Origin of the sequence: Actinomadura sp. 1N219, assembly GCF_044326405.1 — a bacterium.
Taxonomy (GTDB): Bacteria; Actinomycetota; Actinomycetes; order Streptosporangiales; family Streptosporangiaceae; genus Spirillospora.
Window position 1 is genome coordinate 124,029 of the sequence record NZ_JBIRAY010000014.1, and the last position, 18,134, is coordinate 142,162.

Consider the following 18,134-nt stretch of genomic DNA (forward strand, 5'->3'; position numbering starts at 1 on the left):
CGTACGCCGAGCCGCGTACGTCCGTCCACCGTCCGTCCACCGTCCGTTCGCGCGGGGCGGCCGCGAGCTACAGGCCGGGTGGGCGGACCGGCGGGACGAGGCCGGACAGCATCGCGAACACCACCAGCTGGGCGCGGTCACGGGCGCCGAGTTTCGCCAGGGCCCGGCCGACGTGCGTCCGGACGGTCTCGGTGCTGATCGTCAACCGGTCCGCGATCTCGTCGTTGGACATTCCGGTGGTCACCCAGGAGACCACCTCGCGTTCCCGTTCGGTCAGGTGCTTGATGCCGGGGTGCGGCGACATGCCGGGGCCGCGGCGGGCGAACTGGGCGATGACGCTGCGGGTGATCGACGGCGACAGCAGCGAGCCGCCCTCGGTGACGACCCGGATCGCGCGCAGCAGTTCCGCGGGCTCGGCGTCCTTGAGGACGAACCCGCTCGCGCCGTGCCGCAGCGCCTCGAACACGTACTCGTCCAGGCCGAACGTGGTGAGCATGACCACCCTGACCTCCGCGAGGGCGGGATCGGCGGTGATCTCGCGCAGCGCGGCCAGGCCGTCCAGGCCGGGCATCCGGATGTCCATCAGCACGACGTCCGGCCTGCGGGCGCGGATGACCTCCAGGCCGGCGCGCCCGTCGGCGGCCTCGCCGACGAGCTCGGCGCCGGGTTCACCGCGCAGCAGCGTGCGCACGCCGACCCGGATCAGCGCCTGGTCGTCGATGACGACGACGCGGATCGTGCCGCTCATCGGCGGTCCCCGTCCAGCGGGAGCCGGGCCTGGACGCCGAAGCCGCCGTCCGGGCGGGGGCCCGCGGTGAGGGTGCCGCCGAGTGTCTCGGCCTGCCCGCGGATGCCGCGGATGCCCAGGCCGTTTCCGGGCGGGGCGGACGGGTCGGCGGCGCGGGGGTTGGTGACGTCGAGCAGCAGCGCTTCGCCGTCCCGCCGGATCCGGATCCGCACCGGCACCGCGCCCGCGTGCCGCAGGACGTTCGTCAGCGACTCCTGAAGGATGCGGTAGGCGACGGCGTCGACGGCGGTGGGCAGGCCGGTCAGGTCCGGCGCGATGTCGGTGTGGACGGTCACCCCGCCCGCCCGGACGCGCTCGGTCAGCCGGTCGAGGTCGTCCAGGCCGGGGGCCGGGGCGCGGGCGGCGGCCGCCGCGTCGTCGCGGAGCCCGTCGAGCTGGGCCCGCAGGTTCTCCAGCGCCTCGCGGCTGGTGGCCCGCACCGCCTGCATCGACTCCCTGGCCTCCTCAAGATCACGGTCGAGGACGTGCAGCGCCACGCCCGCCTGCATCGCGATGGCCGCGAGCCCGTGCCCGATCGAGTCGTGCAGGTCCTGCGCCATCCGCAGCCGCTCCTCCGAGGCGACGCGGCGGGCCTGCTCGGCGTGCACCCCGGCGGCGGCCTGCCGCCGGACGCGGGACAGCGCCCCGGCCGCCAGCGCGACCGCGATGATCGCGCCCCAGACGACCGCGTCCCTGGACATCGGGTAGTAGCCCGATCCTTCGGGCACGCTCGCCGCGTCCCGGACCCGCTTGGCGAACAGGCTGACGATCAGCACCCCGAGGTCGGCGGCGGCCATCAGCGCGGCGCGCGGCAGCGGAAACCGGTCGGCGACCCCGTACACGGCCATGGGCACCGTCAGCATCACCGGGCCGAACGGGTACCCGGCCGCCAGGTAGGTCGCGACGAATGCCGTGTTGACCGCCAGGACGACGCCCGGACGGCGCCGCAGCGCGAGCACCAGCGCCGCTGCCGTCGCCATCGCGTAGCCGGCGGCGTCGGGGGAGCGGGCCGAGCCCGGCTGGAGTTCCGCGGCGGGGCCGGTCGCGATCAGCACGGCTGCGAGGAACGGGAGGCACACCCAGCCCTCGGCCGCCCAGCCGGGCCGGCGGCGCTCCGCACCGATCACCGTCGCGACGATACCGGGCGGGATCGGACGCGGGCGTCACCGTCTCGGCGTATGCCGTGGACGCGATCTCGCGTACGCGCGATGGCGCGGCAGGGCGGACGCGTCCGAAACGCGGAGCCCGACATGCTCGAAGCGATGAATCCGAGAAGCAGAATTCAGAGTTCGAGGCCGATGCGGCGGCTGCTCGTGGTCGCCACAGGGCTGGCCGCCGTTGCGGCGTCCGGCGCGGTGTTCGCCGTCGCCGACGCGAAGGTGGACGGCGCCGTCGTGCGGACCGCGGACGGTGCCGTGCGCGGCACCGTGGCCGCCGATCACCGCAGTTTCCTCGGTGTCCCGTACGCCGCCCCGCCCGTGGACGATCTGCGCTGGCGGGCGCCGCGTCCGGCCGAGCCCTGGCAGGGGGTTCGCGACGCCACCCGTCCCGGACCCGTCTGCCCGCAGCTCGGGGGAGGGGACGAGGGGGAGCGCCAGGTCATCGGCAGCGAAGACTGCCTGTCCCTCAACGTGCAGACTCCCGTCGCGGCAGGGGCGGCCGGACGGCTCCCCGTGATGGTCTTCCTGCACGGCGGCGGGTTCGTCAACGGCTCCGGCGCCACCTACGACCCGTCCAGGGTCACGGCGCAGGGGCAGGTCGTGTCCGTGACGGTGAACTACCGGCTCGGCGCGCTCGGCTTCCTCGATCACCCGTCCTTGCCGGACCCCCAGGCCGGGAACTTCGGGTTCGCCGACCAGCAGGCCGCGCTGCGCTGGGTGCGGCGCAACATCGCCGCGTTCGGCGGAGACCCCGGAAACGTGACGCTCTGGGGCCAGTCGGCCGGGGCGCACAGCGTGTGCGCGCAGCTCGCCGCGCCCGGCGCACGCGGCCTGTTCCACAAGGTCATCGCGCAGAGCGGCCCGTGCGGCAATGACGTGCTGTCCCGTCCGGTGGCGCGGCGGCGTGCCGTGTCCACCGCGCGCGACCTGGGCTGCGGCGTCGCGGCGGACGCGGCGCGGTGCCTGCGCCGCCTACCGTTCGAGCGGCTCACCGGCATCGGGCAGGAGAAGGTGTTCACCGTCCACCGCGAGGTCGCCGAGATGCCGTGGCTGCCCGTCGCGGGCACGCCCGCACTTCCGCTCCAGCCGCCGGACGCGATGCGCCTCGGCGTCGCGGCCCGCGTCCCGCTGCTCCACGGCGGCACCAAGGACGAGATGCGGCCCGCCGTCGCCGCCACCTACGACCGCACCGGGAATCCCGTCACCGCCGAAGACTATCCGCAGATCCTGCGGGACATGTTCGGCCCCGCGAAGGCCAAGGCGATTCTCGGCCAGTATCCGCACGACGAATACCCGTCCCCGAGTCTGGCCCTGGCGACGTTGCTCACCGACTACGGCGGGATGCTCGGCGCCTGCGCTCAACTGCCCGCCGCGGACGCACTGGCCCGGCGAGCACCCGTGTACCTCTACGAATTCGCTGAGCCTGACGGCCGTCCCAGCGACTTCCCCTACGGCGCCGCACACGGTGTGGACATGCCCTACTTCTTCACCACCCCGTTCCAGCCGCCGCCCACCACAGGCCCGCAGAAAGAGCTTTCGACGAAGCTGATCGGACACTGGACCCAGTTCGCGAAGACGGGAACTCCGGGCAGCGGCTGGGCATCGTACAAGGACGGCACGACCCTGCAATTCACTGCCGAACGAACCCGCTCGATCGACCTGGCCGCCGAACACAATTGCCGATTCTGGCGCGCCATCACCTGACCGGAGGGACGCATGGCGCCGGCGGTGCTCGGCCTGATCATCACGTTGGGAATCGCGGCCTTCGCGAACGGCAGGCTGCGCGCGACGCGCACGAAACTGCGCGGCCTGCCGAATGCGAAAGGGCAAGTGGTGGGGCACCGCAAGCATGAGCGCGGCACCGGCCCGGCGCCCACCCGGTATGCGCCCGTCGTGGAGTTCGCGGACGCGGACGGGCGGCCGGTCCGGGGCGAGTCCGGCAACTTCACCAAGTCGCTCGGACCCGAGGTCGGGACGACGGTGACCGTGCTGTACGACCCGTCCGATCCGTCCGACCCGGCCAGGATCCACGTCGCGGGACGCGACACCGGCGAGATGGAAAGGTTCTTCTTCGGCGCTTCTCTCGTCCTGGTCGGAATCGCCGTCGCGGGCCTGATCGGCACGCTCCTCACGAGCTGACCGCCGCAGCCCACCGCCGGCTCCGAGCGGTCAGGGACGGACGAGGACCTTGAGCGCCTCGCGGTCGTTCATCGCCCGGAACCCGGCGGGCACGTCGTCCAGGCCCACCGACAGGTCGAACATCGCGCCCGGCGCGATCGTGCCGTCGAGCACCTCGGTCAGCAGTTCCGGGATGTACCGGCGCGCGGGGGCGACGCCGCCGGTGATGGTGATGTTGCGCATGAAGACGTCGAAGTCGAGCCGCGCCTCGGCGTACTGCGGGACGCCCACCCGGCTGATCGTGCCGCCGTCGCGGACGACGCCCAGCGCCGTCTCGAACGCCGCCGCGTTTCCGACGCATTCCAGCACGTGGGGCGCGCCGTCGCCGCCGGTCAGGTCCCGGACGGCGGCCACGGCCTCCGCGCCCCGCTCCGGCACCACGTCGGTCGCGCCGAACCGGCGGCCGAGGTCGGTGCGGGCGCGGTGGCGGCCCAGCAGGACGATCCGCTCGGCGCCCAGCCGCGCGGCCGACAGCACCGCGCTCAGCCCGACCGCGCCGTCCCCGATGACGGCCACGGTCGACCCCTTCCCGACCGCGGCGGTGACGGCCGCGTGGTGGCCGGTGGGAAGGACGTCCGACAGCGCCATCACCGAGGGGATCACCGGGTCGTCGGCGCCGACCGGCAGCTTGATCAGCGTGCCGTCCGCCTGCGGGACGCGGGCCGCCTCGCCCTGCCCGCCGTCCAGGCCGTTCATCGCCCAGCGCCCGCCGTTGCGGCAGGAGCCGTGCAGGCCGTCCCGGCAGAAGTCGCAGCTGTTGTCCGTCCAGAGGAAGGGGACGAGCACGACGTCGCCTCGCTTCACCGAACGGACGTCGGCGCCCGCGTCCTCGACGACGCCCATGAACTCGTGGCCGATGCGGAGGCCCTCGGCCACGGGCTCCATGCCGCGGTACCGGTGCAGGTCGCTGCCGCAGACGCAGGCGCGGGTCACCCGGACGATCGCGTCCGTCGGCGCCGCCAGGACGGGGTCGGGCACGTCCTCGACGCGGACGTCGCCCCGGCCGTAGATGAGGGTGGCTCGCATCTGTTGATCACTCCTTCGGATCGGCGGGATCGGCGGGATCGGCGGGGTCGGCGGGGTCGGCGGGGTCGGCGATGGTGGCGCCGACCAGGTCGCGGACCGGGCGGCGGTCGAGGTCGAGGACGATCGCGATGAACGCGTCCAGCCGCGCGGGCGGCAGCGGCGTCTCGGCGACCATGGCGCGCAGCCGGGCGGCGGTCTCGTCCCGGTCCCAGTTGAACGTGGTCTCGTCGGGGGCGAACTCGCCGGTGCGCGTCCCGTCGTCGCGGGTGGTCACGGTGATCCGGCAGCCGCCCTGCGGGACGTCGCCCGCGGCGGCCACCGTGATCCGGCGGGTCAGGTCCATCAGGGCGGGGTCGCCGAAGCCGGTCAGGTCGTCCAGCTCGATGCCGCCGTCGCGGAGGGCCACGGCCAGACAGTACGGCAGGCTCATCAGGGTGCCGCCCACGTCGCGGAACGGGCCCTGGGCGTCGATGCCGGGGTAGGCGGCGTCGTCCGGCGACAGCTCGGCGGTGACGGACGCGACGTCGTCCGCCTTGATGCCGTGGCGGCGCGCCAGCCCGGTCAGCACGGTGACCGGGACCTGGTTGATCGCGCAGACCGGGTACGGCTTGTAGGTGACGCGGCGGATCCGCCAATCGTCGCCGAGCCGCTCCGCCTCCGGCGCGTCCTCGATTCCGGAGAAGGCCCGCAGGTGCCCGGCGTTTCCGTCGAGCGCGTCCGGCGCGCCGGTGACGCCGCGCGCGGCGAGCAGCGCCGCGACCATGCCGTTGCGGCTCGCGGCGCCGACCTGGTAGCGCCACTCCTGGGTGCCGGCGAGCCACGTCTGGTTCGTCCCGCCGCCGAACGCCGCCGCGAGACCCAGCGCGGACACCGTCCGCCCGGCGTCGAGGCCCAGCAGCCGGGCGGACGCGGCCGCCGCCGCGAGCGGCCCGTAGACGCTGGTCGCGCGGAACCCGCGGGCGGTGGACGGCCCGGCCCGCCCCTCCGCGATGGCGGACGCGGCCTCGTACCCGGCGATCATCGCGGTCAGCAGGTCGCGTCCGTGCAGGTCGGCGCGGTCCGCGAGGGCGAGCAGAGCGGGCAGCGTCGTGGATCCCAGGTGGACGGACACCGAGACCTGGGTGTCGTCCTGCGTCCGCGCGTGGATGAGCGCCCCGGTCGCCAGCGCGCACGACTCGACGGTCACGGGCGTCCCGTCGACCGGGAGCCGCGCGCCGCGCGACGGGTCGCAGGCGCCGTGCTCCTTGGCGAACGCGAAGCCGGTCCCGGCGAGACGGTGCCCGGCGAGGCCGACGCCGAGGTCGTGCAGCAGCGTGACCTTCGCCTTCTCCACGACGTCGGCCGGGACGGCGGACAGGTCGAGGCCAGCGGTGAACTCCGCGATCCGTTCGGCAAGTGTCCCCTTCACGGCGCCGCTCCTTCTCCGGCGGTGTCGATCCTGGCGATGACCTGGCCCACGACGACGTCGGCGTCCTGGGCCACGAGCAGTTCGACGACCGTCCCGGCGGCCGGGCTGACGATCTCGGCGGTCGCCTTGTCGGTCTCCATCTCGGCGATCGGCTCGTCCTCGGCGACCCGGTCGCCGACGCCCTTCCGCCATTGGACGATCGTCGCCTCGTCCATGGTCGCGCCCCACTTCGGCACCACGACGTCCGTCATGCACGCTTCCCTTCGATCGTGCCGAGGGCCGCCGACACGACGTCGTCCGGCCCCGGGTAGTAGGCGCGTTCCAGGTCCGGGGCGAACGGGACCGGCGCGAACGGCGGGCGCACCTGGGCGGCCGGGGCGCGCAGGGACGCGAAGCCGTCCGTTGCGGCCAGGCGGATGACCTCCGAGCCGACGCTGCACGGGCCCTGCGCGTCCTGGACGACGACGAGCCGCCCCGTCTTGGCCAGCGACCGCAGGATCAGCGCCTCGTCCAGGGGGCTCAGCGTCCGCAAGTCGAGCACTTCCGCGCCGACGCCGCGCGTGGCGAGCGACTCGGCGGCCTCCATGGCGGACGGCATCGTGTCGCCCCAGCACACGAGCGTCACGTCGTCACCTGGGCGGCGGATCAGCCCGGCGCCGATCGGGACCAGGTGATCGGGGTCGTCGGGGACCTCGCCGCGCCGCGTCCACAGGCTCAGGCTCTCGATGACGATCACCGGGTCGTCGTCCCGGATCGCGGCCTTGAGCAGCCCCTTCGCGTCGGCGGGCGTGCCGCCCCAGACGACCTTCAGCCCGGGGACGGCGGCGAGCCAGCCCTCCAGGCTCTGCGAGTGCTGCGGGCCCGAGCCGCGATGGCCGCCGCAGAGCGTCCGGATCGTCAGCGGCACCGCGAACGCGCCGTCCGACATGTACGACATCTTGGCGGCCTGGTTGACGAGCTGGTCCATGGCCAGGGTGATGAAGTCGAAGTACATGACCTCCGCGACCGGACGCAGCCCCGCCATCGCCGCGCCGACCGCCATGCCGGTGAACGTCGACTCGCTGATCGGGGTGTCGCGGACCCGCCACTCGCCGAACCGGTCCCGCAGCCCGCGCGTCGCCGCGAACGGCCCGCCGGGCACGCCGACGTCCTCGCCGAACAGGTGGACGGAGTCGTCCCGCTCCAGCTCCTCGTGCAGCGCGGAATTGACCGCCTGCCAGTACTTCACCGTGCTCATCCGAAGGCACCTCCGCGTACCGGACGGCGATAGACGTGCGCGGTGATCGACTCGGGCGATGCGACGGGATCGGCCTCGGCGGCGGCGACGGCGTCCGCCATCTCCTGCCGGGCGCCGTCCTCGATGGCCGTGAACTCGGCGGCTTCGGCCGGGTCGCCGGAGACGGTCTCCGCCAGGCGTTTCAGCGGATCCGCCGCCTTCCACTCCGCGACCTCCGCGGCGTCGCGGTACCGCTGCGGATCTCCCTCGAAATGGCCGTGCCAGCGGTAGGTCAGGCACTCCAGCAGGGACGGGCCGCCGCCCGCCCGCGCCCGCTCGACCGCCTCCCCGGCCGCCCGCCGGACGGCCATCACGTCGTTGCCGTCCACCCGCGCGCCCGGGATGCCGTAGGGGGCGGCATGGTCCGCGACGTGTTTCGCGGCCAGGTGCACGGAGACCGGCGTCAGCTCGACGTACTGGTTGTTCTCGCACACGAACACGATGGGCAGCTTCCACAGCGCGGCGAGGTTCAGCGACTCGTGGAAGACGCCCTGCGCGACCGCGCCCTCACCGAAGAACGCCACCGCGACGCCCTTCCGGCCCTGCCGCGCCGCCGCGAACGCGCCGCCGAGCGCGATCGGGATGCCCGCCCCGACGATCGCGTTCGCGCCGAGGATCCCGGCGGACGGATCGGCGATGTGCATCGACCCCGACCGGCCGCCGCAGTACCCGGTCTCGCGGCCGAGCAGCTCCGCCATCATCGCCTTCGGCTCGCCGCCCTTGGCGAGGCAGTGGCCGTGGCCCCGGTGCGTGGTCGTGATGTGGTCGTCGCGGCGCAGGACGTCGCAGACCCCGGCCGCGACCGCCTCCTGCCCGATCGAGACGTGCAGCGTCCCGGGCAGCCGACCCGTCGCCATCAGCCGGGACGCGGCGACCTCGAACTGCCGGATCCGCGCCATCGTCCGATACAGCCGCCGCGCGGCGGCGATATCGGTGTCCTCCTGCTGGACGGTCATGCTCGGACGTCCTTTCTCGGGAGTTCCAGGACGGCGGTTCCAGGGGCGCAGAGCGTCCCGTCGTCCTTGCGTTCCTCCAGGGCGCACTCGACGATCCCTGCGCCTGACTCGTCCACCCGGCAGACGGTGACCACGCCGGTGCAGGTCAGCGTGTCGCCGGGGACGGCGATGCCGCGGTTGCGCCAGCCGAACGAGCGCAGCCGCGCCGCCGGGCCCGCCCAGCCGAGCGCGGTCCGCAGCAGGAAGCAGCCGTGCAGATGGGACTGGACGAGCACGTCCGGGTACCCCTCCGCCGCCGCGTACCGGGCGTCGTAGTGGATGCGGTGCGCGTTCCAGGTCGCCGCGCTGAACCGGAACAGCTGCGTCGCGGTCGGACGTACCGTCACCGGATCGAGCGCCATGCCGACCGCGACGTCCTCGAAGGTCCGGGGAGTCATTCGCTCGCCTCCGGACGGGCGATGAGGTTGTCCCGGCAGGTCAGCAGGGGAGTGCCCGACTCGTCCAGGAACCTGCGAAGCCTCGTGATGACCAGGAACGGGCCGGAGCGGCCGTCCTTGAGCGCCACGTCCTCGACCGACGTCTCCCGGACGACGCGCACGCCGTCATGCACCGGGTTGTGGAAGTCGAGGTCCTGGCCGGCGCCCATCAGCCGCAGCCCGGCCAGCGGCAGCCCGGCCGTCTCGTCGCCGGTGCCGTCCGCGCCCAGCTCGCCGTCGGACGGGCCCGCGCCCCAGCCGAGCACGCTGCTGAGGAACAGCGGCGGCGCGACGGCGCCGGGAAGCCCGGCGGCCTGGGCCGCGTCGTCGTCGAAGTACACCGGGTCGGTCTCGCCCGCGGCGATCGCGAACCGCTGGAACTCCGTCGCGGAGACGCGTCCGAGGCTGTCGCGGACGACCGTCCCGACCTGCTTCCGCACGCGCTCGCACACCTCGTCCAGCGCGCTCACCGCTCACCTCCCGGGATCGGCTCGGAGAGTCGCCGCCGCAGCACCTTCTTCTCCACCTTGCCGATCGAGGTCTTCGGCAGCTCGGCGACGACATGAATGCGCGTGGGCACCTTGAAGCTCGCGAGACGCGTCCGGCAGTGCTCGGTGATCTCGTGGCGGGACGGCGCCTCACCGGCCGAGCGGGGGACGACGAACGCGACGACCTCCTCGTCCCGCACCGGGTCGTGCCCGGCGACGACCGCCGCCTCGGCGATCGACGGATGCGCCAGCAGCGCGAACTCCACCTCGCTCGCGGAGACGTTCTCGCCCGCGCGCTTGATGACGTCCTTCTTCCGGTCGAAGAAGTACACGTAGCCCTGCTCGTCCAGGTAGCCGTGGTCGCCGGTGTGCAGCCAGCCGTCCCGGACCGTCGCGGCGGTGGCCTCCGGGTCCTTGAAGTAGCCCTTCATCAGCGTCCGGCCGGGCACCCCGGACACGAGGATCTCCCCGACCGCGCCCGCCGGGACGTCGCGTCCGTCCTCGTCCACGATCCGGATCCGGCGGTCGAAGTTGGGCAGCCCGATGGACGGCCACCGCCGGTCCCCGAACACCGGCGACATCGTGACGACCGTGCCGCCCTCCGACAGCCCGTAGCCGTTGATCAGCTCGACGGCGAAGCGGCGCTCGAACTCGTCCTTCTCCTGGTCGGTGACGTTGATGGCGTAGACGGCGCGGTGGACGCGGTGGACGGCGTCGTCCGGCGAGGGAGGCTGCGCCAGCATCGTCCGGACCTGCATGGCGACGAGGCTCACCGAGGTCGCGCCGTGGTGCCGCACCCGCGTCCAGAAGCCGCTGGCGTGGTACTCCTCCAGCAGGACGGCCGTGCCGCCCACCGTCAGCGCCGCCAGGACGGTGATCTCCTGCGCGTTGATGTGGAAGAGCGGCAGCGCGGTCAGCAGCCGGTCGCCGCCGTGCAGCGCGGCCCCGCGCGAGACGCGCTCGCCGCCCCACAGGCAGTTCGCGTGCGTGATCATGACCGCCTTGGGCCGGGCGGTGGTGCCCGAGGTGAACAGCATCTCCACGACGTCCTCGGCGTCCACGCCCTTGGCGGGGTCGGCGGGCGGGCCGGACGCCACGTCCGCGAACGGGACGAAGCCCTCGCCGTCCCCCCGCGCGACGATCCGGTGCCCGACCTTCGGCGCGCCCGCCAGCACCTCGGCGAACATCGGAAGATGATCGGGCTCGGTGAGGACGCCCACGGCCTCGGAACGCTCGATCAGATAGGTCAGCTCGGCCGCCGAATTCGCCACGTTGGACGGCACCATGACGGCCCCGAGCCACGCCAGCCCGAACCACGCGAACACGAACTCCGCGCAGTTGCGCAGCTGGATCACGACCGCGTCGCCGCGTCCGATCCCCAGGGCGGCGAACCCGCCGGCCGTCCGCCGGACGGCGTCCAGCGTCTCCAGGTAGGTGTATTCCGCGACGGCGCCCGACCGGTCCTCCACGACGAGGCAGGCGCGGTCCGGATGCCGGCCGGCCCGCTCGATCAGCAGGTCGGCGAGGGTGCGGTTCCCGATCAGGTCCACGACGGCTCCCGGCGCTCAGTCCCGTGACGACAGGCCGAGCAGGTTACGCGCGATCATCCAGCGGTGGATCTCGGACGAGCCGTGCCCGATCCGCCACACGCGCACCTGCCGGTAGAAGCTCTGGATCGGCAGCTCCTTGCTGTAGCCGAGGCCGCCGAAGATCTGCAGGCAGCGGTCGGTGACGCGCTGGGCCATCTCGGTCGCGTAGAGCTTGGCCATGAACGCCTCGTTGCGGATCGGCTCGCCCTCGTCCGCCATCCACGCGGCCCGGTAGACCAGGAAGCGGGCCGCGTCCAGCTCGACGGCGGAGTCGGCCAGCATCCACTGCACCGCCTGCCGCGTCGCGATGGGCTTGCCCCAGGTCACGCGCTGCTTCGCCCACTCGACGGCCATGTCGATGCACCGCTGCGCGATGCCGAGCTGGTAGGCGGCGATCTTGAGGCGGCCGTGCGTCAGCTGCTCGTTCGCCAGCGCCCAGCCGCCGCCGACCGGGCCGAGCCTGGCCGAGTCCGGGACGACGCAGTCGGTGAACGACAGCTCGTACGGCTCCCAGTCGTCCCCCATGGTGGGGATCGGCCGGGACGCGTCGAAGCCGGGCGTGCCCATGTCCACCAGGAAGCAGGTGATGCCGCGGCTTCCGGCGCCCGGGTCGGTGCTGGCGAACAGGATGCAGAAGTCGGCGCGGTCCACCTCGGAGATGAAGATCTTCGTGCCGTTGATGACCCAGTCGTCGCCGCTGCGCACCGCCGTCGTGGTGATGCGGGCGAAGTCCGAGCCGGTGCCCGGCTCGGTGAACGCGTAGCAGCTGCGCCGCTCGCCCGCGATGACCGGATACAGGTACCGCTTCTTCTGCTCGTCGTCGCCCTCGTAGAGGACCGGTTCGGGGCTGCCGCCGAAGTCGAACATCGCCGGATGCTTGTACAGCTCCTCGGCGACCAGGCAGGCGGCGAGCGTGCCCATGCCCTGGCCGCCGTACTCCTCCGGGACGTCCAACGCCCAAAGCCCATGCTCCCTGGCCTTCTCCTGGAGTTCGCGGCGCTCGTCGGGGGAGAGCTTGCCCTCGGTGAGGAAGCGCGGCTCCAGCGGCATCAGTTCCCGCTCGCGGAACCGGCGCACCGAGTCGACGAACATGCTGAGCTCGGCCGGGATGCTGAAGTCCATACGCCGTCACCTTCCATTCGACCGACTAGTCGGTCGGCTTCGACTTTTCCATGCCCCCGGGCCGATGTCAACGCCCGCCCGGGAGCCCCCGGCCCTGCGTTCAGGCGGACGCGAACCGCTCCTCGCAATTCAGGCTCGGTGTTATGCCGGCGCGGCGCCGAATGGGTTCCCGCACCCGCCTGATTCGGATGGAACTACGGTCTCCGGCGAAATGTCAATCCCGGAAATCCGGGGGTTGACGGCCTCGCGAGGACGAGGTTAACTGGAGTCGCCCGACCGGTCGGTCGATAGAGCCGGACCGGCCTGTGACCTGCATGAACATCACCAGATCAACCTGATCGTCGTCCGCCGCGGACTCGTCCCCGGCGTATTTCACCGCCGTCAGCGGCGGAATAGACATCGTCACTCGAATTCCCAGGAGGACGGATGGCCGACGATCTGAACAATGTGCCGACCGCAGGCGAACTCGTCAATGCCTACGCCGCCGGGACGCTCTCTCCGGTGGAGGCGGCGACCGCGGCCCTCGACGCGATCCGGGAGCGCGACGCCGACGTCAACGCCTTCGCCCTGGTCGACCCCGAGCAGGCGCTGGAGACGGCCCGCGCCGCCGAGAAGCGCTGGCGCGACCAGACCCCGCTCGGCCCCCTCGACGGCGTGCCGATGTCGATCAAGGACCTGTTCCTCACCCGCGGCTGGCCGACGCTCCGCGGCTCGCGGCGCATCGACCCCGCCCAGGCGTGGGACGTCGACAGCCCGGTGGCCGCCCGCCTCCGGGAGGGCGGGCTCGTCCTGCTCGGCAAGACCACCACCCCGGAGATGGGGTGGAAGGGCGTCTGCGACAACCCGCTCACCGGGATCACGCGCAACCCGTGGGACACGTCCCGCACGCCGGGCGGCTCCAGCGGAGGCAGCGCGGTCGCGGTCGCCACCGGCATGGGGCCCCTGTCGGTCGGCACCGACGGCGGCGGCTCGATCCGCATCCCCGCCGCGTTCTGCGGCGTCGTCGGCTTCAAGCCCACGCACGGCCGCGTCCCGCAGTACCCGCTCAGCTCGCTCGCCGTCCTGGCGCACGCCGGACCGATCGCCCGCACGGTGGACGACGTCGCGCGCCTCCTCGACGTCCTCGCGTCGCCCGACCACCGCGACCCCTACGACCTCGGCCTCCACGACGGCCCCTACGGCCAGGCCGCCGACCGGGACGTCCGCGGGGTGTCCGCCGCCTTCTCCGCCGACCTCGGGTACGTCCGCGTCGACCCCGAGATCGCCGCCGCCGCCGCGTCCGCCGCGCAGGCGCTCCAGGACGCGGGCATGCGCGTCGAAGCCGCCGACCCGGGCTTCCCCGACCCGCTTCCCGCGTTCGACGTGCTGTGGTGCGCGGGCGCCTCGAAGTGGCTGGACGTCTTCGACGCCCGCGCCGACGGCGTCGACCCCGGGCTGCGCGCCGTGATCGAGCGCGGGCTCACCTACTCGGCGGGCGACTACCTGGCCGCGGAGGCGGAGCGGCTGGCGCTCGCCGTCCGGATGGGCGAGTTCCACACCCGCCACGACGTGCTGATCACCCCGACGGTCCCGATCCCCGCCTTCGAGGCCGGGCACGACGTCCCGCCGGGCAGCGGCCTGAACGACTGGGCCGAATGGACGCCGTTCACCTACCCGTTCAACATGACCCACCAGCCCGCGATCAGCGTCCCGATCGGATTCACCGCCGCCGGCCTGCCGATCGGCCTCCAGATCGTGGGCCCGCGCCATGCCGAGGCACTGGTCCTGGCGGTGGCCCGCGCGGTCGAGCGGGCACTGCCCATGACGGACCGACGCCCTCCGGCCCCGTCCCAGCGCCGGACCACCGCCGCGACCTCCTGACCCTGTGGCGCCGCACGCCACGCCGCCCGCCCTGTCGGCGCGCCCGCGCGGGCGCCGGCCGGTCACGTCGCGGCGGGTCGCCCCGGCACCGGCCACCAGGTGCGCCCGGCGGAAATCGGAGCGCCGCCCGGAGGCCGGAGGGGCGGGCCGTGCTAGCGGAGGTCGTTGGCGAAGGCCGCGAGGGCGTCCAGGGCGTGGAGCGATTCGGTTTCTGCCGTGGTGGGGAGGGCGAGGCCGATTCGTTCCACGCCCGCGTCCGCGAGTTCCGTGACCGCCCGGGGGTCGGCGTCCAGGCCGCAGAGCGTGATCGGGACGCCGGGACGGCCGCGCTCGGCGAACAGCCCGGCGACCCGGCGGATCTCGGCTGGCGGGGTCGCGGCGCGCGGCAGCCAGCCGTCGCCGTGCCGGACGACCCGGGCGAGCGCCGCCGGGCTCTCGCCCCCGACGTAGATCGGCGGATGCGGCCGCCGGACGGGCTTCGGCCAGAGGTGGATCGGGTCGAAGTCCACGTGCTCGCCGTGGAACTCGGCCTCGTCCTCGGTCCAGATCGCCTTGATCGCGGCGAGCTGCTCGTCCAGCCGGGCGCCCCTGGTGCGCGGGTCGGTGCCGTGGTTGCGCATCTCCTCGCGGTTCCAGCCGACGCCGACGCCGAGGAGCGCGCGGCCGCCGGAGAGCACGTCGAGGGTCGCGACCTCCTTGGCGGTGTGGATCGGGTCCCGCTGGGGGAGGAGCGCGACGGCGGTGCCGAGCAGGAGGGTGGACGTCGCCACCGAGGCCGCGGCGAGCGCCGTGAACGGGGCCAGCGTGCGGTAGTAGGCGTCGGGCAGCTCGGCGCGGCCCTGCCAGAGGGTCTCGCGCCTGACGGGAATGTGCGAGTGCTCGGCGATGAACAGCGAGTCGAAGCCGCGCTCCTCCGCCGCGCGGGCCAATACGTCCGGCCGGACGCTCGCGGCCGTCAATAGCGTGTAGATGCCGAACTTCACGGGGTCACCGGCCTTCTCATCGTCCTGCCCATTTCTCCGGCGGAACCGAGCGCGATTCGCCGGGAGGGAGATCGCTGAATTTCTCGTATCGACATCTGGATCCTAGAAGGACGGGCCCCAGAGCGGCAACGGCACAATGGTAATGGATCATGATCCCAAGGGTTGACACGCCCCCTCTCACCTGCAATCGTACTTGTACGCCCGACCGGTCGGTCGGGAGGATGGGGATTGGCCGGCTGCTCCGCTCATAAGGCGGGCGCGGGCCGCGAGTCCGAAGCGGTGGCCGCACCACCGCGACCGCACCGGACGGCCACATCCGAAGTGACGTGAGCTGACATATGAATCGGCGCCTTCAATGACGTCGCGGCCGATTCTCAAGGCGCTGCCCCGGGGGTATCAGCGCGCACCTGAGCCGAGGCGGGAAAATGTCGACCCGGCGGCGGACAACCCTGGGCGACAACACTTTCCACGCGCGGCGAGTGACCGGGAGACCGCCGGCGGGCGGTCCGCCACGTCGTTGAAAGGAAAACGCGGATGGCCTCCGGAACGACACCCGCGAAAGAAGCGCCCAAGAAGGGCACGCTGAGGATCGCCGCCGCGGCGCTGGCGGCGTCGAGCATCGAGAACTACGACTTCTTCATCTACGGGACCGCCGCGGCGCTGGTCTTCCCCGATCTGTTCTTCCCCGGGCACAGCCCGCTCGCCGGGGCCCTGCTGTCCTTCTCGACGTTCGCCGTCGGGTTCGTCGCCCGGCCGCTCGGCGCGGTGATCTTCGGCCATCTCGGCGACGTACACGGCCGCAAGCGGTCCCTCGTCATGGTGCTCCTGACGATGGGCCTCGGCACCACGCTGATCGGCGTGCTGCCCACCTACGACGCCATCGGACCGGCGGCCCCGCTCCTGCTGGTGCTGCTGCGGCTCGTCCAGGGGATCGCGCTCGGCGGCCAGACCGGCGGGGTGATCCTGCTGGCGCTGGAGAGCGCGCCGTCCGACCGCCGCGGGTTCTTCTCCAGCTTCGCGCTCGCCGGCGGGCCCGCGGGGATCCTGGTCGGCAACCTCGCCTTCCTCGTCGCGGACCTGGTCACCACGTCGGAGTCCTTCGACGCCTGGGGCTGGCGGCTGCCGTTCCTCGCCAGCGTCGCCCTGCTCGGGCTGACGATCTACATCCAGATGCGGATCGAGGAGACCCAGGCGTTCAAGCGCCTGCAGCGCGCCGCGAAGGCCGACACGGTCAAGCGGCCGAAGCCGCCCGTGGGACGCTCGCCCGTCCTGGAGGCGCTGAGCCGCTACCCGAGGAAGATCGTGCTCATCGGCGGCGCGTACGTCGGCATCAACGTCACCTACTACCTGTTCATGACCTTCGCCGTCGCCTACGGGACCAACGAGGACATCCTCGACATGCCGAAGAGCAGGATCCTGCTGGGCGTGCTGCTCGGCGCAGGGGTCCAGCTCGTCATGCTCCCCGTCGCGGGAGCGCTGTCGGACCGCATCGGCCGCAAGACGATGCTGACGGCCGGTTCGCTGATGCTCGGGGTGTGGGCGTTCGCCTTCTGGCCGCTGCTCAACACCGAGTCGCCCATCGTCATCGCGTTCGCGTTCATCGTCGGCCTGGGGCTGCTGCACACGACGATGTACGCGCCGCAGGGCGCCTTCTTCGCCGAGACGTTCCCGACCGCGACCCGCTACTCGGCGATGTCGCTGAGCATCCAGGTGGCCTCGGTGATCGGCGGCGCGCTGGCACCGCTCATCGCCACGTCCCTCTACGCCTGGACGGGTTCATGGGTGGCGATCGCGGCCTACATGGCAGGCGTCTGCCTCATCACCGTCGTCTCGGTGCTCCTGCTGCCCGAGACCTACCGGAACGACATCGAGGATCCGGTGCCGCCAGGCGAGGACGAGCCGGGCGGCGCGGGCGCCGGCCCGGGACCGGACGAGGCGGGCACGGTCAGCACCGCCTGACCGCCTGACCGCCCGCCGGTCTGAGGCCCTGCCGGTCTGAGGCCCTGACGACCCCGGCCGTCAGGGCCTCAGACCCTGCCGTCAGGGCCTCAGGCCCTGCCGTCAGGGCCTCAGGCCGCGGTAGGCGTAGTCCCAGAACGCGTCGGCGATCTCGTCGTGCGTGAGTTCCCCGTCCGGGCGGTACCACTGGTAGGCCCAGTTGCTCATGCCGAATATCGCGAGGCTGAACAGTTTGGCGTCGACCTTCCGGAACGTTCCGGCGGCGATGCCGTCGCGGACGACGTCCTGCACCATCGCCTCGTACCGGGCGCGTTTCTCGGTGGCGACGGCGAGATCGGCGTCCGGAAGCTCGCGGTGGTTCTCGAAGAAGACCCGGCACTGGCCGCGCCTGGTCGCGATGTTCTCCAGAAAGTCATGGATCACGCCGCGCAGCAGTTCGGCCGGCTCCAATCCCTGCTCGACCCGCGCGCCGTGCGAATCGATGAGGCCGTCGATCAGCTCCTCGTGCATGTACCACAGCAGTTCCGACTTACTGCGGAAGTAGTGATACAGAGTGGGCTTTCCGATTCCGACCGCGGCGGCGATGTCGTCCATGGAGGCGCGGGCGTACCCCAATTTCTCGAAGAGGTCGGCGGCGACCCGGATGATCTCCGCGCGCCGTTCGTCCTTCGACATCTGCCGGCGCCTCGACCGCCGCGCCGACTCAGCTTCCGCCATCCGCGTTCTCCCGCCCGATCGCTGGATCACGAAGTATACCAGGATGTTCATAATTGACTTACCGGACCGTCCGCCGGCCGTGGGAGCCCGTCCAAGCCAATAGTGGAGTCGCGCTGATCGGTCTCCCGCGAGAGCAGAATAAATGCGGC

At 72.6% G+C, this 18,134-nt stretch carries 17 protein-coding genes; 4 read left to right on the forward strand and 13 right to left on the reverse strand.

What is annotated here, in order from left to right; translation table 11 throughout:
* Window positions 1-67: 67 nt before the first annotated feature.
* Both ACH35V_RS34370 and ACH35V_RS34375 read right to left on the reverse strand, forming a co-directional pair.
* On the reverse strand, window positions 68-748 hold the full coding sequence (locus ACH35V_RS34370; protein ID WP_395979030.1) for a response regulator: 681 nt from the start codon (window positions 746-748) through the stop codon (window positions 68-70).
* The gene (locus ACH35V_RS34375; RefSeq protein ID WP_395979031.1) at window positions 745-1,914 is read right to left on the reverse strand and encodes a sensor histidine kinase; all 1,170 of its coding nucleotides are present in this window, start codon (window positions 1,912-1,914) and stop codon (window positions 745-747) included. Before ACH35V_RS34375 ends, ACH35V_RS34370 begins: the two co-directional genes overlap by 4 nt.
* 171 nt (window positions 1,915-2,085) lie before the next feature.
* Here ACH35V_RS34375 and ACH35V_RS34380 point away from each other — a divergent pair, with 171 nt between their 5' ends.
* Window positions 2,086-3,651 (forward strand): carboxylesterase/lipase family protein, encoded by a 1,566-nt coding sequence (locus tag ACH35V_RS34380; RefSeq protein WP_395979032.1) that lies wholly within the window; start codon window positions 2,086-2,088, stop codon window positions 3,649-3,651.
* Between the two features lie 12 nt (window positions 3,652-3,663).
* Window positions 3,664-4,086: a DUF3592 domain-containing protein gene (locus ACH35V_RS34385; RefSeq protein ID WP_395979033.1), complete on the forward strand. Its 423-nt coding sequence runs from the start codon at window positions 3,664-3,666 to the stop codon at window positions 4,084-4,086.
* Window positions 4,087-4,116: 30 nt separating this feature from the next.
* On the opposite strand, the gene ACH35V_RS34390 is transcribed toward ACH35V_RS34385, so the two are convergent.
* Genes ACH35V_RS34390 through ACH35V_RS34430 form a run of 9 tightly spaced genes read right to left on the reverse strand, consistent with a single transcriptional unit; the run spans window position 4,117 to window position 12,466 of the window.
* A complete protein-coding gene (locus ACH35V_RS34390) occupies window positions 4,117-5,151 on the reverse strand; it encodes a zinc-binding dehydrogenase (RefSeq protein ID WP_395979034.1) in 1,035 nt (344 codons plus the stop codon).
* A gap of 7 nt (window positions 5,152-5,158) precedes the next feature.
* Entirely contained in the window at window positions 5,159-6,559 is a 1,401-nt protein-coding gene (locus tag ACH35V_RS34395) for an MmgE/PrpD family protein (RefSeq protein ID WP_395979035.1), read from the reverse strand.
* Window positions 6,556-6,810, reverse strand: coding sequence for a biotin/lipoyl-containing protein (locus ACH35V_RS34400; protein ID WP_395979036.1), 255 nt, complete (start codon window positions 6,808-6,810; stop codon window positions 6,556-6,558). The genes ACH35V_RS34395 and ACH35V_RS34400 overlap by 4 nt, the downstream gene beginning before the upstream one ends.
* Window positions 6,807-7,796 (reverse strand): alpha-ketoacid dehydrogenase subunit beta, encoded by a 990-nt coding sequence (locus ACH35V_RS34405; protein WP_395979037.1) that lies wholly within the window; start codon window positions 7,794-7,796, stop codon window positions 6,807-6,809. Before ACH35V_RS34405 ends, ACH35V_RS34400 begins: the two co-directional genes overlap by 4 nt.
* On the reverse strand, window positions 7,793-8,791 hold the full coding sequence (locus ACH35V_RS34410; RefSeq protein ID WP_395979038.1) for a thiamine pyrophosphate-dependent dehydrogenase E1 component subunit alpha: 999 nt from the start codon (window positions 8,789-8,791) through the stop codon (window positions 7,793-7,795). Before ACH35V_RS34410 ends, ACH35V_RS34405 begins: the two co-directional genes overlap by 4 nt.
* The gene (locus ACH35V_RS34415) at window positions 8,788-9,228 is read right to left on the reverse strand and encodes a MaoC family dehydratase N-terminal domain-containing protein (protein ID WP_395979039.1); all 441 of its coding nucleotides are present in this window, start codon (window positions 9,226-9,228) and stop codon (window positions 8,788-8,790) included. The genes ACH35V_RS34410 and ACH35V_RS34415 overlap by 4 nt, the downstream gene beginning before the upstream one ends.
* Complete coding sequence (locus tag ACH35V_RS34420; RefSeq protein ID WP_395979040.1) at window positions 9,225-9,737, reverse strand: MaoC family dehydratase N-terminal domain-containing protein; 513 nt, start codon at window positions 9,735-9,737, stop codon at window positions 9,225-9,227. The genes ACH35V_RS34415 and ACH35V_RS34420 overlap by 4 nt, the downstream gene beginning before the upstream one ends.
* A complete protein-coding gene (locus ACH35V_RS34425) occupies window positions 9,734-11,305 on the reverse strand; it encodes an AMP-binding protein (RefSeq protein ID WP_395979041.1) in 1,572 nt (523 codons plus the stop codon). Before ACH35V_RS34425 ends, ACH35V_RS34420 begins: the two co-directional genes overlap by 4 nt.
* A 15-nt stretch (window positions 11,306-11,320) precedes the next feature.
* Complete coding sequence (locus tag ACH35V_RS34430; RefSeq protein WP_395979042.1) at window positions 11,321-12,466, reverse strand: acyl-CoA dehydrogenase family protein; 1,146 nt, start codon at window positions 12,464-12,466, stop codon at window positions 11,321-11,323.
* 426 nt (window positions 12,467-12,892) lie between these two features.
* Between ACH35V_RS34430 and ACH35V_RS34435 the strand changes: the two genes are divergently transcribed.
* Window positions 12,893-14,326 (forward strand): amidase, encoded by a 1,434-nt coding sequence (locus ACH35V_RS34435; RefSeq protein ID WP_395979043.1) that lies wholly within the window; start codon window positions 12,893-12,895, stop codon window positions 14,324-14,326.
* Between the two features lie 152 nt (window positions 14,327-14,478).
* On the opposite strand, the gene ACH35V_RS34440 is transcribed toward ACH35V_RS34435, so the two are convergent.
* Window positions 14,479-15,309, reverse strand: coding sequence for an LLM class F420-dependent oxidoreductase (locus ACH35V_RS34440; RefSeq protein WP_395979044.1), 831 nt, complete (start codon window positions 15,307-15,309; stop codon window positions 14,479-14,481).
* 534 nt (window positions 15,310-15,843) lie between these two features.
* Here ACH35V_RS34440 and ACH35V_RS34445 point away from each other — a divergent pair.
* Complete coding sequence (locus ACH35V_RS34445) at window positions 15,844-17,268, forward strand: MFS transporter (protein WP_395979045.1); 1,425 nt, start codon at window positions 15,844-15,846, stop codon at window positions 17,266-17,268.
* Between the two features lie 102 nt (window positions 17,269-17,370).
* Here the strand turns inward: ACH35V_RS34445 and ACH35V_RS34450 are convergent, their stop codons facing one another.
* Window positions 17,371-17,943 (reverse strand): TetR/AcrR family transcriptional regulator, encoded by a 573-nt coding sequence (locus ACH35V_RS34450; RefSeq protein ID WP_395979046.1) that lies wholly within the window; start codon window positions 17,941-17,943, stop codon window positions 17,371-17,373.
* Between the last annotated feature and the right edge of the window lie 191 nt (window positions 17,944-18,134).